This window comes from Parabacteroides sp. CT06 (genome assembly GCF_002257605.1).
GTDB lineage: Bacteria > Bacteroidota > Bacteroidia > Bacteroidales > Tannerellaceae > Parabacteroides > Parabacteroides distasonis.
Map to the genome: position 1 here is coordinate 356,041 of NZ_CP022754.1, position 13,214 is coordinate 369,254.

Sequence of the window (13,214 nt, forward strand, 5' to 3'; positions counted from 1 at the left end):
CGTATGGAGAATAGCAAGATATTAATCAGGAATGCTGCCCAGATCGTCACTTGCCATGGGGATAAGGCGCGACGGGGAGCGGAGATGTCTGATTTAGGCGTTATCGAGGATGGAGCCGTAGCGATGTCTGATGGGGTTATTACGCATGTAGGACCTACGGAGGAGGTACTTCGAAACATCCATGCGGAGGATTATTTGGAGATTCGGGCGGAGAACCAAGCGGTGTTACCCGGATTTGTAGATAGCCATACGCATTTTATCTTTGGCGGTTATCGGGAGGAGGAGTTCTCTTGGCGATTGCGGGGAGATAGTTATATGTCGATCATGGAGCGTGGTGGAGGTATCGTGAATACGATGAAAGCTACCCGTGAAAGTGATTTCGATACACTATGGGACAGAGGGGAAGAACGTTTGGATGAGTTATTCTCCATGGGTGTTACCACGGTGGAGGGGAAAAGTGGTTATGGTTTGGATTTGCAAACAGAATTAGTTCAGCTTCGTGTCATGTCGGACCTGAATGAGTCTCATCCGATGGATGTCGTATCGACCTTTTTGGGAGCTCATGCTGTTCCTCCTGAATTTGCCGGTCGTACGGACGATTATGTGGATTATATGATCGAGGAAGTTCTTCCTGCCATACGAGCCGAACATACGGTTACGTTTTGTGATGTGTTTTGTGAGAAAGGCGTTTTCTCGTTAGAACAGAGTGAGCGCTTGCTTCGTGCCGCCCGTCATCATCGTTTTAAATTGAAGATGCATGCGGATGAGATCGTTCCTTTCGGAGGGGCGGAACTGGCGGCCTCCTTGAAGTGTGTAAGTGCTGATCATTTGTTACATATATCGGACACAGGCATCAAACGTCTGGCAAGAGCGGGTGTCGTGGCTACCTTACTTCCGCTGACTGCCTTTTCCTTGAATGAGCCGTATGCGCCTGCAAGGAAGATGATAGATGCCGGTTGCGCGGTGGCTTTAGCTTCTGATCTAAATCCGGGAAGTTGTTTCTCCGCCTCGATCCCGATGATGATAGCCTTGGCCTGTATCTATATGAAGATGACCCCTGAAGAAGCGGTAACGGCATTGACCATTAATGGAGCCGCAGCTGTGGGACGTGCCTCCGAGATTGGAAGTATCAGCGTGGGAAAACGTGCGGACGTGATCTTGCTGAAATACCCGTCTTATAAGTTCCTACCTTATCATGTGGGAATGAATCTCGTGGATACCGTAATTAAGGACGGGGAACTTTATATGATGTAAGATAAGAATTGTTGAATCATTTAAATCAAAATACTATGTTAGCAGACTTGACAATTAAAGATTTTTTGGCGGAAACGGCGGGTAGTGCTCCCGTTCCCGGTGGTGGAAGTATATCTGCCTTGAATGGTGCTATAGCGGCAGCTTTGACAGAGATGGTGGCCCATCTGACTGTTGGCAAAAAGAAATATGCGGAAGTGGAAGGACAAATGAAGACGATCGCTACCGAGGCGGCTATGATCCGTGAACGTCTTACTGAATATATCGATAAGGACAGCGAGGCTTATGATCGTGTATTCTCCGCTTTTAAGTTGCCGAAAGAAACGCCTGACGAACAGGTGATCCGTACGAATGCGATACAGAGCGCAACGAAGGAGGCGGCTATTGTTCCGATGAGGGTGGCGGAGGAGATCGGTTCCGTAATGGAGACGATTATCTATGTGGCTCACAAAGGTAATCAGAATGCCGTCACGGATGCTTGCGTGGCGATGATGGCTGCCCGTACTTGTGTATTGGGGGCTTTATTGAATGTCCGAATTAACTTAACGTCCATCCAAGACGAGGTGTTCGTCGGAAAGATGCGGAAGAAAGCGGATGAACTGGAGGCGAACGCTATCCGTGTAGAGCAAAAGTTATTGGATTGGGTGAAGACTAAATTATAGCATATGAGCAATGTCTATTATGTGGGTTCCGAGCCTCTCTCTTTTGAGGGAATCGAACGGATACTTACTCAAAATATGAAGTTGGAGCTTTCACCCGAGGTGAAGGAGCGCATCCAGCGTTGCCGGGATTACTTGGATCATAAGATCGAGCAGCAGGAGGGGCCTTTGTATGGGATTACTACCGGTTTCGGGTCCTTATGTAATAAGAATATCTCTCCGGACGAATTGAGCACCTTGCAAGAGAACTTGGTGAAAAGTCATGCCTGTAGCGTAGGGGATGAGGTAAGTCCGGTGATCGTTCGTTTGATGATGTTATTGAAAGCGCATGCCCTTTCGTTGGGGCATAGTGGCGTACAGGTGATCACCGTACAACGTATTCTGGATTTTTTCAATAATGACGTGCTTCCGATCGTGTATGATCGTGGCTCTTTAGGCGCTTCCGGTGATTTGGCGCCTCTGGCGAATTTGTTCCTGCCTCTGATCGGCGTGGGTGACGTTTATTATAAGGGCCGCAAACGGGAAGCGATCAGCGTATTGGATGAGTTCGCTTGGAAGCCTGTGAAGCTGAAAAGCAAGGAGGGGTTAGCTTTATTGAACGGTACGCAATTTATGAGCGCCAATGGCGTATTCGCCTTGATGCGTGCGTTTAGCCTGTCCAAGAAAGCGGATCTGATCGCCGCTTTATCCTTGGAGGCTTTCGATGGGCGTATCGATCCTTTCATGGATTGTATCCAGCAGATGCGTCCGCATCCCGGACAAATCGAGACCGGGGCCGCTTTTCGACGGCTATTGGAGGGAAGTGAGTTAATCGCCCGGAAAAAGGAACATGTTCAGGACCCGTATTCATTCCGTTGTATCCCTCAAGTGCATGGGGCTACGAAAGACGCTATCAATTATGTGGCGAATGTCCTGCTTACCGAAGTAAATTCCGTGACGGATAACCCGACGATCTTCCCGGAGGAGGATAAGATTATTTCCGGCGGTAATTTCCACGGTCAGCCCTTGGCGATTTCTTATGATTTCTTGGCGATTGCCTTGGCTGAGTTAGGAAATATATCGGAACGTCGTGTCGCTCAATTGATCATGGGTTTGCGGGGATTGCCTGAGTTCTTGGTCGCTAATCCCGGCCTGAACTCCGGTTTCATGATCCCTCAATATGCGGCCGCCAGTATGGTAAGCCAGAATAAGATGTATTGCTATGCGGCGAGCAGCGATTCTATCGTGTCCAGTAATGGGCAAGAGGATCATGTGAGTATGGGAGCGAATGCGGCGACGAAGTTGTTTAAGATCATGGACAATTTGGATCATATCTTGGCGATCGAGTTGATGAATGCGGCACAAGGAATTGAGTTCCGTCGTCCGGCTAGGACTTCTCCGGTATTAGAGAAGTTCTTGAAGGATTACCGGAAAGAGGTGCCATTTATCGATGAGGATATTATTATGTACACGGAAATACATCGTACGGTGGCGTTTATCCGTAGGAAAGACTTTGTATATTAATGAATATCGTTAATAGAGGTTAGAAATCCAGCTGAATTTCCTATTCGGCTGGATTATTTTGTATTTTCGCCGTCAATCTAAACACAATCGATCTACTTTATGCAAAATGTAACAAATCCTACCGTGAAAACACACGTAGTTTGGCTGGATGTCGTACGCTTGATAGCCATGTTTACTGTTGTTTGCTGTCATTGTACAGACCCGTTTAATTTCTATCCCGGAGATTCTCCGATTATTGGAGATATTAAGTTTTGGGGAGCTGCCTATGGGGCTTTTCTTCGTCCTTGTGTACCTCTGTTCGTTATGATTACGGGAGCCTTGTTGCTACCGGTCCGGGAAGAGACTTCTATCTTCTATAAGAAAAGGATCTTGCGGGTGTTCTGGCCTTTCTTGATTTGGTCTGTTATCTATAATTTATTCCCTTGGTTTACGGGACTGCTTGGTTTGAGGCCGGAACTTATTCTTGATTTCTTCCCTTATTCGGGAGAAGAGGTGACTCGTCAATCGTTGAGTGTGTCTTTAGGCTATATCGCCCAGATACCGTTCAATTTCTCATTGTTGGATGTACATATGTGGTATATCTATTTACTGATAGGTTTATATCTTTATTTGCCGATCTTCTCCGCTTGGGTCGAGAAAGTTTCGGATAAGGCGAAATTATGGTTTCTGGCAGGTTGGGGAGTGACTTTGTTTATTCCTTATTATCGGGAATTCGTATCTCCTTACATTTGGGGTGGATGCTCATGGAATGAATTCAGTATGCTTTATTATTTCGCCGGGTTTAACGGTTACTTGCTATTGGGGCATTATCTGCGGAATCATGATTGGTCGTTAGGAAAGATCGTTGGGATAGGCATTCCTATGTTTGTCGTAGGCTATGCCATTACTTTCTTCGGTTTCCGCTATACGACCGCTTTGCCTGCTTACACGGAGGAACAGTTAGAGTTATTCTTCTATTATTGTTCTCCCAATGTGGTGATGATGACGATTCCTATCTTCTTGCTGGCGAAGAAGGTAAATGTTAAGTCGGATACGATTAAGCGAATGTTGGCGAACTTAACCATATGCGGTTTCGGTATCTATATGGTACATTATTTCTTTACGGGACCCAGCGTGCTGTTGGCGAGAGCCTTGAATATCCCTTTGGGTTTACAGATTCCTGCCGCTTCTGTGGTAGCATTCGCTGTATCTTGGCTGATTGTGTTGGGTATCAGAAAGATTTGCGGTAAGAAAGCCAAGTATATTGTGGGCTGAATTTATACGTACGTTCGCATAAGCTGATACGTATATAGGCGTAGGCCCATGCGAGCGTACGTGTAGGACGATACGTATATACGTGCGAGGCCACACGTATATACGTATAAATCATCTTTATTTCTTGGTTACAATCACTCGCTCTGTCGGAGCCAGATGCTCGTTGCGATAGTCTATCTGCTTGACTACATTCTCGGCCAATTCTTGGAATGCCTTACCTGTGATTGAGTCCGGGTTCAACGCTACCGGCTTTCCTTGATCTCCTCCTTCGCAGATACTTTGTACGATAGGAATCTGTCCCAGTAACGGCACGTTCAGTTCTTCAGCTAGGCGTTTACAACCTTCCTTTCCGAATATATAATATTTGTTTTCCGGTAATTCCGCTGGGGTAAACCAAGCCATATTCTCGATTAACCCTAAAACAGGGACATTAACCTTGTCTCCGGTGAACATGCTGATACCCTTACGAGCGTCCGCTAAAGCAACCTCTTGCGGCGTACTTACCACCACGGCTCCGGTTATCGCTAGTGTTTGTACCATTGTCAAATGGATATCACTCGTTCCGGGAGGTAAATCGATTAAGAAATAATCAAGCTCACCCCAGTTGGCGTCGCCGATCAATTGCTTCAATGCGTTGCTAGCCATTGCTCCACGCCATAGGACTGCGTCGTTTTTATTAACGAAGAAGCCGATGGATAACATCTTGACACCATAATTTTCGGCCGGCTTGATCAGTTCCCTGCCCTCTACCTCTTCCATATAAGGGCGAGCCTCTTCTAGGTTGAACATCTTGGGTTGGGACGGCCCGAATATATCGGCATCCAGCAACCCTACCTTATATCCTTGTAAAGCCAGTGCGACAGCCAGATTAGCGGCAACGGTACTTTTACCAACTCCTCCTTTACCGGAAGATACGGCGATAATATTTTTTACTTGCGGTAATAATTTATCCGGTTCCGGGCGAGCTAACTGACGGGCTTTTACCGTGATGTTCCCCTTGATATTCACCTCCGGGCTTACATAGGTTAAGATAGCTGTCTCTGCGGCTTTTACTACGGAGCGGATAAACGGATCATTCGGCTTCTCGAATAATAACGAGAAGGTGACATTCATACCATCGATACGAATGTTGTCTTCTACGAGGCCCATGGAAACGATGTCCTTTCCCGTACCCGGGTAACGAACGTTCTTCAACGCCTCAATAATCAGATTCGGATAGATTGTCATATCTGTTGATTTTTTTAAGTCATTCTTTTATTTACCAGAAGCCAAAGCGCTTCGTTTACTGCGATTAAAGCTACGATAAGGATCTAACTCTATTTCTACGTCAGGTTCCACCAATCGCTCTCTTTCCTCACAAACAAATTTGATGTATTTGATGTTTAAGCCACGATCTAGCCATTGTTGCTCGTAATAGGTCTTGATGGATAAGATCTCATCCGCCAGATTGGAATGATATAGGTCGTCTGTACTGAACAATACGGGATAATGGTTCGTTTTTACCATCTCGCACGTATAGGTATACATGAAGTTACTGTCCGTTTTTAAATGGATAATACCATCTCCGGAAAGGATTTCCCGATACATTTTCATAAAACGGGTTCCGGTCAGACGCTTGTTGACCTTTTTCATTTGAGGGTCTGGAAATGTGATCCAGATCTCGGCTACTTCGCCTGGAGCGAAGAAATAGGAAATCAATTCGATACTCGTACGTAGGAAAGCCACGTTCTTCATCCCGGTTTCCAGCGATTCTTTCGCGCCGGTCCACATACGTGCTCCCTTGATATCGACACCAATAAAATTCTTATTTGGGAAAAGCTTTCCCAAACCTACGGTATATTCTCCTTTTCCACATCCCAATTCCAAAACAATAGGATGGTCGTTCTTGAAAAAACGTTCATGCCACTGTCCTTTCATGTCAAACCCTTTTTCTTGTAGGGCGGCGAAAGGGTATTGGAATACGTGCGGATAGCCCGCCATATCGTCAAACTTAGCTAATTTATTCTTTCCCATGTCGCGAAGATAATACTTAAAAAAATGCTTTTTACGTTTTTTCTACTGTTTTAGATAGGGGTTTTTATACGTTGGCGAGTCTTTTGAACATATAGGCTGTCAGAAGTTTTATTTGAAAGTGGAGTTGTAACGAATCAAAAAGGATATGTTGAGAGAATTTTTTAGACGCCCGATATTTAAGAATCCGAGGTTTGTCGGATTTGTTTGGTTTGCGACGGCCCTTGTCGCTTGCTTATTGAAATTACCCGTGGGTAGGACTTATAATAACTTTATGATTTATAGGGCTTCCTTTTTCCATGCGTTAGAGTTGAAAGACCTTTATATATATTATCCGAATGAATACCACGACCGGTTTTTATACGGGATCCCTTTTACGGCTATAATAGCGCCTTTCTCCCTCTTCTCTCCTTATATCGGGATGTTGCTATGGTGTCTCGCGAATAGCTTGCTGCTTTATATGGCTATCCGTAAACTCGGATTGGCGGATTGGAAACAGGCGTTTGTCATTTGGGTATGCTTGAATGAGTTGTTTACGTGTGTTCTTATGCAGCAATTTAACATAGCCATAGCCGGCATGATTTTATTCTCGTTTATTTTTATTGAGCGGAAACAGGAGTTTTGGGCGGCGCTAATGATCGTCTTGGGTACGATGACTAAGATTTATGGCATTGTCGGTCTTGCTTTCCTGTTATTCTCAAAACGCCGGATCGCCTTTTTGAAAGGACTTATTTTCTGGGGCATAGTCTTGTATGTTCTTCCGATGTTATATACGTCTCCTCAATATGTGGCAAGTCAATACGTGAAATGGTATGAGGTACTTCTCGATAAGAATGTAGAGAATTTATTTACTCCTTATACAAATATCTCTTTGTTGGGGATGGTTCGTAAGATTTCGGGAGTCAATACGTATAGTGATCTCTGGTTGGTTATCCCCGGGCTACTTTTACTTATTGCTCCTTATTTTAGGATAAATCAATATGATAACAGGCGGTTCCGCATGCATTTTCTTTGCTCTACTCTTTTGTTCATGGTCCTTTTTAGCTCCGGAACAGAGAATAGCGGATATTTGGGAGCCATGATAGCCGTCTGCCTTTGGTATATAGGTACGCCTACCCGTAAGACGACTCCTGGCTTGAATACGGTACTATTCGTTTTCTGTTTTATTCTGACATCCCTTTCCCCTACAGATATATTTCCCTGTTATATCCGGAAAATGTATGTTATTCCTTATGCGTTGAAAGCACTTCCTTGTGTGTTGATCTGGTTTAAGATCGTATGGGAGCAATTGACATTGGATTTTTCAGAGCCGCTTCATCGGCCGAAGACTCTCCCGGGTAAAGAGGAGGCGATCGACCTTATCTTGCCTTGTTATAACCCACAAGAAGGCTGGGAACGTCTGATGATCGAGAAACATGCGGAATTGGTAAAGATGCTTAAAGGCCGCTCATTCCGTTTTATCGTCGTGAATGACGCTTCGAAGAGAGGATTTACGAAGGATGCGGTGGGACGTCTTCTGGAGGCTCTCCCTGATACGATGATCGTAAGTTATGATACGAATAAGGGAAAAGGAGCCGCTGTTAGGGCTGGCTTGTCTCATTCCACCTCATCTATTACTTTATATACGGACTATGATTTCCCGTATGAGACGGATTCTATCTGCCGGATGGTAGAATGGTTGGAATCGGGATATGATGTCGTTATCGCCGTGCGGAATCATACTTATTATACCCATTTAAGTACTCGAAGAAAGATTATGAGTTATGCTTCCCGTATATTGAATTTTACGCTTCTAGGATTAACGCATACGGATGCTCAAGGAGGTTTGAAAGGTTTTAACCAGCGGGGAAAATCGTTCTTGGCCTCAACTCAGGTGAATCGCTTTTTATTTGATACGGAGTTTATTTATAAGGCTTCGCAGGAGTCGGATGTACTTATTAAAGACATGCCTGCTGATTTGCGGGATAACGTTCATCTTCCCAATATGCGTCGTGGAGTCCTTGCGGAAGAATTAAAGAACTTATTTTTAATCGCTTGGAGAGGGTAGGAGGATTACAGGGTTGTTAATAACCCTGTTGAAAACCCTGTGAATAACGGAAAAAGAACAAAAGAAAAAAGAGATACCTATTAATAGGTATCTCTCTTTTTGCTCTTCCTCTTGGACTTGAACCAAGGACCCTCTGATTAACAGTCAGATGCTCTAACCAACTGAGCTAAGGAAGAATCAGTTTTTAACTTTTTAATCTCTATATGAAAACTCTTTTCGCTCTTCTTCTTGGACTTGAACCAAGGACCCTCTGATTAACAGTCAGATGCTCTAACCAACTGAGCTAAAGAAGAATGTTTTTCAGTCTTTCCCGATGTCTTTTCGCTCTTCCTCTTGGACTTGAACCAAGGACCCTCTGATTAACAGTCAGATGCTCTAACCAACTGAGCTAAGGAAGAATTTTTCGCTCTTTCAAAGGTTATTCCGTAACCCCTTTCTGAAATTGCACTGCAAAAGTACGGGGTATTTTCGAAATATGCAATATCTTTGCGAAAAAAATTACGAAAAAATGAATACAATAGGTTTAGGAAACGCTTTGGTTGACGTTTTATTGAGGCTTGAAAATGATGATGTCCTATCGGAAATCGGTATACAGAAAGGAGCTATGGATATGATTAACAGGGAACAAATGATCGCTATCCGTACAACTTTAGCTGGCTTGCCACGTACGCAAACCCCGGGAGGATCTGTCTGCAACACGATGCGTTCGATGTCTTCTTTAGGGGCGAATTCCGGTTTTATCGGTAAGATCGGGGATGATTCGATCGGCGGATTTTATGAGGATGCGTTGGAAAAAGCGGGTGTCACTTCCTATTTTATCAAGACGGATGGACTTACAGGTAGCTGTACGGTGATGATTTCTCCGGATGGGGAACGTACGATGGGAACTTTCCTTGGCCCGGCCCCGACAATAACCCCGGATGAGATCACCGAGGAGATGCTAAGTAAATATCAATGTATTTATATAGAAGGTTACTTGCTCGTAAACGAGCCGTTGGTTCGTTCTACGATGGAGAAGGCTAAAAAGTTGGGCTTGAAAGTAGCGCTGGATTTGTCGAACTTCAATATCGTGAATGCTTTTAAAGGAATGCTGGAGGATATCATTCCTAAATATGTGGATATTTTGTTCTCTAATGAGAGTGAGGCTGAGGCTTTTACCGGGCAAAAGGCTGCTGAGGCCGTACATACCTTGTCTGACTTGGTAGAGGTCTCATTGGTCACTTTAGGAAAGGAAGGTGCCTTGATCGGTAGTCATGGTCAATTTTATTCTGTCCCGGCTGAGGGGGGTAAGCCTGTTGATACGACTGGAGCCGGTGATAACTTCGCTGCCGGATTCTTATACGGTCAATCCATAGGAGCGTCTTTGGTACAATCCGCACGCATCGGATCGATGCTGGCGGGCTATGTGATCGACGTGGTTGGCCCGGAGATTCCGTATGATAAATGGGAACAAATAAAGTTAAAAGTAAAAGGGATATTGGCTTAAGCGGCATATTATTCCTTACATTTATGCCGTTAATTAACTAAATATTGTATGTACAGATTGGTTCAACGAAGAGGAATTATAGGTTTATTTTGCTTGCTGTTCGTCGCAAGTAGCGTAGTGCCGGGATGGGCGCAAAAAGATAACCGCTTTGAGGTGAGTAAGAACCTAGACATTTTCAATTCTTTATTGAAAGAAGTAGAGATGTTCTACGTGGATTCAGTGGATGTGGATAAAACCGTTCAGCGGGGAATCGAGGCAATGTTGGCTGGTTTAGATCCTTATACGGAATACTATCCTGAGCAAAAAACGGAGGAATTGAGTCTGATGACGACCGGCGAATACGGAGGTATCGGTTCCTTGATCCGTCAGCGTAACAACGAGGGAGGCGTGATGATTGCCGAGCCTACCGAGGGAATGCCGGCCGATTTAGCGGGTCTGAAGCCGGGCGATCTGATCTTGGCGATCGATACGATCGATGTTTCCAAGGCGACAAACTCCCGGGTCAGCGAGTTGTTGAAAGGTGTTCCGAATACGAAGATGGTTTTGACGATCCAACGTCCGGGCGAGAAGAAACCCCGGAAGTTCGAGATTACCCGTAAGCAGATCACGACACCTCAAGTTACTTACTACGGGGTTAAGAATGACAGTATCGGTTATATTTATCTAAAGGCATTTACTATCAAGAGTGCTCAAGAGGTGAAAGAGGCGTTCTTGGACTTAAAGAAAAATCATAATATCAAGTCTTTGGTACTGGATTTGCGCGGTAACGGCGGCGGCGTGCTGGAAGGTGCCGTACAAATCGTAGGTATGTTCGTACCGAAAGGCAGCGAGGTGCTTTCAACGAAAGGAAAGATCAAGCAATGGGATCGTACGTACCGAACCTCTACGGAGCCTTTGGATACGGTAATGCCGTTGGCTATATTGATCAATGGAGGTACGGCTTCCGCCGCTGAGATCGTATCGGGATCTTTGCAGGATATGGATCGTGCCGTGTTGGTGGGACAACGTTCGTTTGGTAAGGGGTTGGTGCAAGCTCCTCGTGACCTGCCTTATAATGGAAAAGTGAAAATCACGATGAGTAAATACTATATCCCGAGTGGCCGTTGCATCCAGCAAATCGATTATTCGCACCGGAAAGAGGATGGTAGCGTGGCTGCTATTCCGGATAGCTTGACTTCCGTATTCTATACGTCCAAGAAGCGTCCGGTTCGTGATGGTGGTGGCGTACGTCCGGAGTTTGAGGTGAAGGAGCCGAAAGTGCCTACCATGATGTATTATTTGGCGGCGGATACGGTCTTGTTCGACTTCGTTACGGATTGGGCACAAAAGCATAAGACAATCGCTCCTATCGAGGAATTTACGGTTTCCGATGAGGATTTCGAAGCTTTGAAGCAATACGCCAAGTCCAAGAATTTCACGTATGACCGCCAAAGCGAGAAAGTATTGAGGAACTTAAAAGAAGTGGCTGAGTTCGAGGGGTATCTGGAGGAGGATTCTACTGCGTTCAAGGAATTAGAGGCTAAGCTGACTCCGAATCTGGAAAAAGATTTCGATCGTTTCAAGGATGAGGTGAAACGAGTAATGGCCGCCGAGATCGTAAAACGTTATTATTACCAACGAGGAGAGTTGCAAGAAAGCTTGAAAGATGATCTTGTATTGGAGAAAGCGTTGGAGGTATTGGGCGATCCGGATTTATACAGGCGTACATTGAGCGTGCCGGTTGAGTTGGAAGCGGCCACCAAGGGTACCGAATAGGCGGGTTTCTGCCGATGCCCATTCAAAGGGCCTTACAATGCCCATTCAAGCGAGCTTACGATGCCCATTGTCAGCTCCCTTGAATGGGCATCGTGCTTTTCCCTCTTTCGCCAGTCTGTTTGGGGGCTTTGAAGCGGATATGCAATACGACCAATTCCGAGACGGTTCCCACCCGATAAGGAGGTCCTGCTATACCAATGCCGGAAGATACATAGAATTGCGTAGGTCCTTTCTTATAATATCCGTACGGGCATTCATACACAAGCTTCATCAGTAGGGGATAAGGCCATAACTGCCCGTTATGCGTATGTCCGTGCAGTCCCAAATCCACCCCATTCATATTCATCTCGGCGAACGACCAAGGTTGATGATCCAAAACGATAATCGGTTTGCCGGTATCCACCCCTTCCATTAACGAATGAAGCGATTTTCGTTTCTTATGGATGAAATCATCCCTCCCTATCAAATAAAAAGTTGAGTCCGGTTGGACCACCGAGTCTATTAGTAGCGTACCTCCGGTCTTTTGCAGCCAACGATATTTCGCGTTCCGGTTTGCCCGGTATTCATGATTCCCGTAAATGATATATACTCCCAACGGAGCTTTTAATTGTTTTAAATCATCCTCTATGTGGGCGTTTTCCGCGAACCGGGATTCATAATCCATAATATCCCCCGCTAATACCACCATATCCGGATGCTGTGCGTTGCTGAGCGCCACATATTTTTGTACCAAGTCCTTCCCGATAACCTCTCCGATATGTAAGTCGCTCATCATGACAATAGTCAGGCTATCCCGATCCCCTGCGGCTTTGGGCAACGTGATATATACGTTCTTAACAATCGGATTCATTACCGTATGGTATGCGTGAATCATTAAACCGGTAACACCGAATACGATAAGAAAAAACAGGGTTAGCTTGGTTTGCTGCCAATGCCCTTTCATCCATTTGGGGAACCATGGCTTGATACGTTGGGAGAGCCTGATCAACTCAAGTACCAAGAGAGATAAAGTGATATAAATGGACGCTATATACCAAGTGTTACAGATGTATTGGATCGTGATTATCACGTTATCAGGTAGTTCATTCCTAAAAATAAATCCGAAAAAATAAAGCGATAGTTCGAGTACGAAAAACAAGATAAAAGGAATCCGGCAACTTTTCTTAGGAGGAAGCGCTTGATATCCTCTCCAGAAAATATACGGATTTAGTAATAGCTGCGCTACGATCGATTGAATAAATACTTTCAT

10 protein-coding genes and 3 tRNA genes are annotated in these 13,214 nt (G+C 45.1%); 7 read left to right on the top strand and 6 right to left on the bottom strand.

Annotated elements, in window-relative coordinates; genetic code table 11:
• Positions 1 to 3 precede the first annotated feature (3 nt).
• From hutI to CI960_RS01390, 4 genes are all read left to right on the top strand, one after another.
• A complete protein-coding gene (gene hutI / locus CI960_RS01375) occupies positions 4 to 1,254 on the top strand; it encodes an imidazolonepropionase (protein WP_005859151.1) in 1,251 nt (416 codons plus the stop codon).
• A gap of 35 nt (positions 1,255 to 1,289) precedes the next feature.
• Positions 1,290 to 1,913: a cyclodeaminase/cyclohydrolase family protein gene (locus CI960_RS01380; RefSeq protein ID WP_005859149.1), complete on the top strand. Its 624-nt coding sequence runs from the start codon at positions 1,290 to 1,292 to the stop codon at positions 1,911 to 1,913.
• Between the two features lie 3 nt (positions 1,914 to 1,916).
• Entirely contained in the window at positions 1,917 to 3,413 is a 1,497-nt protein-coding gene (gene hutH / locus CI960_RS01385; RefSeq protein WP_005859147.1) for a histidine ammonia-lyase, read from the top strand.
• Between the two features lie 99 nt (positions 3,414 to 3,512).
• Positions 3,513 to 4,667: an acyltransferase gene (locus tag CI960_RS01390; RefSeq protein ID WP_008779296.1), complete on the top strand. Its 1,155-nt coding sequence runs from the start codon at positions 3,513 to 3,515 to the stop codon at positions 4,665 to 4,667.
• A 117-nt stretch (positions 4,668 to 4,784) separates the two neighbouring features.
• Here CI960_RS01390 and CI960_RS01395 read toward each other — a convergent pair whose 3' ends face one another.
• Complete coding sequence (locus tag CI960_RS01395) at positions 4,785 to 5,894, bottom strand: Mrp/NBP35 family ATP-binding protein (protein ID WP_005859141.1); 1,110 nt, start codon at positions 5,892 to 5,894, stop codon at positions 4,785 to 4,787.
• Between the two features lie 27 nt (positions 5,895 to 5,921).
• Positions 5,922 to 6,680 carry a tRNA (guanosine(46)-N7)-methyltransferase TrmB gene (gene trmB, locus CI960_RS01400; RefSeq protein ID WP_005859139.1) on the bottom strand — a complete coding sequence of 253 codons (759 nt, stop codon included), beginning with the start codon at positions 6,678 to 6,680 and terminating at the stop codon, positions 5,922 to 5,924.
• A 145-nt stretch (positions 6,681 to 6,825) separates the two neighbouring features.
• Here trmB and CI960_RS01405 point away from each other — a divergent pair, with 145 nt between their 5' ends.
• The gene (locus CI960_RS01405; RefSeq protein WP_005859137.1) at positions 6,826 to 8,724 is read left to right on the top strand and encodes a glycosyltransferase 87 family protein; all 1,899 of its coding nucleotides are present in this window, start codon (positions 6,826 to 6,828) and stop codon (positions 8,722 to 8,724) included.
• Between the two features lie 102 nt (positions 8,725 to 8,826).
• On the opposite strand, the gene CI960_RS01410 is transcribed toward CI960_RS01405, so the two are convergent.
• From CI960_RS01410 to CI960_RS01420, 3 genes are all read right to left on the bottom strand, one after another.
• Positions 8,827 to 8,900 (bottom strand) — tRNA-Asn (locus tag CI960_RS01410).
• 43 nt (positions 8,901 to 8,943) lie between these two features.
• Positions 8,944 to 9,017: transfer RNA gene (locus CI960_RS01415), tRNA-Asn, on the bottom strand.
• A 31-nt stretch (positions 9,018 to 9,048) separates the two neighbouring features.
• A tRNA-Asn gene (locus tag CI960_RS01420) sits at positions 9,049 to 9,122 on the bottom strand.
• Between the two features lie 110 nt (positions 9,123 to 9,232).
• On the opposite strand from CI960_RS01420, the gene CI960_RS01425 reads away from it, so the two are divergent.
• Both CI960_RS01425 and CI960_RS01430 read left to right on the top strand, forming a co-directional pair.
• Complete coding sequence (locus CI960_RS01425) at positions 9,233 to 10,210, top strand: adenosine kinase (RefSeq protein WP_005859135.1); 978 nt, start codon at positions 9,233 to 9,235, stop codon at positions 10,208 to 10,210.
• Between the two features lie 48 nt (positions 10,211 to 10,258).
• Positions 10,259 to 11,965, top strand: coding sequence for a S41 family peptidase (locus tag CI960_RS01430; protein WP_005859133.1), 1,707 nt, complete (start codon positions 10,259 to 10,261; stop codon positions 11,963 to 11,965).
• A 70-nt stretch (positions 11,966 to 12,035) separates the two neighbouring features.
• Here CI960_RS01430 and CI960_RS01435 read toward each other — a convergent pair whose 3' ends face one another.
• Positions 12,036 to 13,214 carry a metallophosphoesterase gene (locus tag CI960_RS01435; RefSeq protein WP_005859131.1) on the bottom strand — a complete coding sequence of 393 codons (1,179 nt, stop codon included), beginning with the start codon at positions 13,212 to 13,214 and terminating at the stop codon, positions 12,036 to 12,038.

Bases quoted from the DNA above. Each gene is read 5' to 3' on its own strand.
- hutI (WP_005859151.1), top strand. From the start codon at position 4: ATGGAGAATAGCAAGATATTAATCAGGAATGCTGCCCAGATCGTCACT.
- CI960_RS01380 (WP_005859149.1), top strand. From the start codon at position 1,290: ATGTTAGCAGACTTGACAATTAAAGATTTTTTGGCGGAAACGGCGGGT.
- hutH (WP_005859147.1), top strand. From the start codon at position 1,917: ATGAGCAATGTCTATTATGTGGGTTCCGAGCCTCTCTCTTTTGAGGGA.
- CI960_RS01390 (WP_008779296.1), top strand. From the start codon at position 3,513: ATGCAAAATGTAACAAATCCTACCGTGAAAACACACGTAGTTTGGCTG.
- CI960_RS01395 (WP_005859141.1), bottom strand. From the start codon at position 5,894: ATGACAATCTATCCGAATCTGATTATTGAGGCGTTGAAGAACGTTCGT.
- trmB (WP_005859139.1), bottom strand. From the start codon at position 6,680: ATGGGAAAGAATAAATTAGCTAAGTTTGACGATATGGCGGGCTATCCG.
- CI960_RS01405 (WP_005859137.1), top strand. From the start codon at position 6,826: ATGTTGAGAGAATTTTTTAGACGCCCGATATTTAAGAATCCGAGGTTT.
- CI960_RS01425 (WP_005859135.1), top strand. From the start codon at position 9,233: ATGAATACAATAGGTTTAGGAAACGCTTTGGTTGACGTTTTATTGAGG.
- CI960_RS01430 (WP_005859133.1), top strand. From the start codon at position 10,259: ATGTACAGATTGGTTCAACGAAGAGGAATTATAGGTTTATTTTGCTTG.
- CI960_RS01435 (WP_005859131.1), bottom strand. From the start codon at position 13,214: ATGAAAGTATTTATTCAATCGATCGTAGCGCAGCTATTACTAAATCCG.